Below are 1199 nucleotides of genomic sequence, written 5' to 3' on the forward strand. Positions count from 1 at the left end.
GTTGGCAGTTAACTTTATGGAGATGATTAAATTGGCATTTATTAGACGCTATTTACGTTTGTTTACGTAAGGGGTGAATTGTCAGACAGAGCCTAATGTCTATGCCTCGTAAATGGTAAAGCATGACCACATGAAGGGCATCATAATCAAGCTCCACAACAGGTTCGCCATTGATGCGGATAAACCCTCGCATATGGCTTGGGATATCAAGGTGGGAAGCACCATAAAACCGGCCACCGTTGTTGAAAGATGAATTATTGAAAACCCTGTGGCAGGCTTCGTATTTCAACCTGAAGACCAATTCTTCGATCCCTTGCTTTCCAAGACTGCCTCTGATGCGGTATGCCCATTTAATTTGATTATCAAATTTCCCTATCTTTAACTCATGATTCAAGAACAATAACCAGTTCAAAAAGTATTCCATGAGCCTATCTTCTGGAATCATAAGAGCCTTATCTATCAATGGTTTTGGCTGATTCGTCTGAGTACTGTATAGGTGTATAAGGTTCTTTATATGTGAGGGGGTTGATCATAAGATGGGCCACTCATGAGAAAACCCTATTCAGGACACTCCCAACCGTTTGTAATTCCAGCGGTATTTTCTCGGTTCTGAGAAGATGAACACAAAGTGGCCGATCTTATGATCAAGCCTGGTTTTTCCAACCGGTCAATTAATTCAAACCGTTTGAGATCCTCAAACCCTGTATGAAGAATGCCTTCATATTTTTGTAAAATAAGATCACCAAGGTGGGGTCTATTATTCACAGGCTCCCCTGGTTTACCAACTCCGGTTGCATTTTTCATTGTCCCTGTAGCATGTGCCATTTTACATAAGGCTTGGATCGTTCTGTTCCCGTTCGGTCCCTGAACCTTTCCAGTTATAAATGGCTGAATATGTAACTTTAAAATACATGGTGAATCTGAATTTTTAATCGTGAATGACCTTAACCCTGCCAACAAGGCCATTTTCCAATCGGACTTTTATACCATGGGGATGAAAAGATGATTTTGTTAAAATATTTTTTACGGCGCCTTGGGTCAGAACGCCTGTTCTTTGGTCTTTTTTTAATACAATGGATACGGTTTGTCCGATTTTGATTTGCGTTCTTATTCTGCGACAATTATCTTGTCCGGTTGACGACAATTACCTTGACCGGTTTGTCGTGATAAAACCCCAGACACTAAAATTCACTTAATTG

Annotated in this window: 3 protein-coding genes; all 3 read right to left on the reverse strand. The window is 40.5% G+C overall.

Annotated elements, in window-relative coordinates:
• Positions 1–52 precede the first annotated feature (52 nt).
• The 3 genes from B147_RS28100 to B147_RS0110320 all read right to left on the reverse strand — a co-directional run bounded on the left by B147_RS28100 (position 53) and on the right by B147_RS0110320 (position 1111).
• Positions 53–424, reverse strand: coding sequence for a hypothetical protein (locus B147_RS28100; protein ID WP_157237844.1), 372 nt, complete (start codon positions 422–424; stop codon positions 53–55).
• 134 nt (positions 425–558) lie between these two features.
• A complete protein-coding gene (locus B147_RS0110315; RefSeq protein ID WP_020587122.1) occupies positions 559–804 on the reverse strand; it encodes a hypothetical protein in 246 nt (81 codons plus the stop codon).
• Positions 805–928: 124 nt separating this feature from the next.
• Entirely contained in the window at positions 929–1111 is a 183-nt protein-coding gene (locus B147_RS0110320; protein ID WP_026259601.1) for a YwbE family protein, read from the reverse strand.
• Positions 1112–1199 lie beyond the last annotated feature (88 nt).

Source organism: Desulfobacter curvatus DSM 3379, from assembly GCF_000373985.1.
Lineage (GTDB): Bacteria > Desulfobacterota > Desulfobacteria > Desulfobacterales > Desulfobacteraceae > Desulfobacter > Desulfobacter curvatus.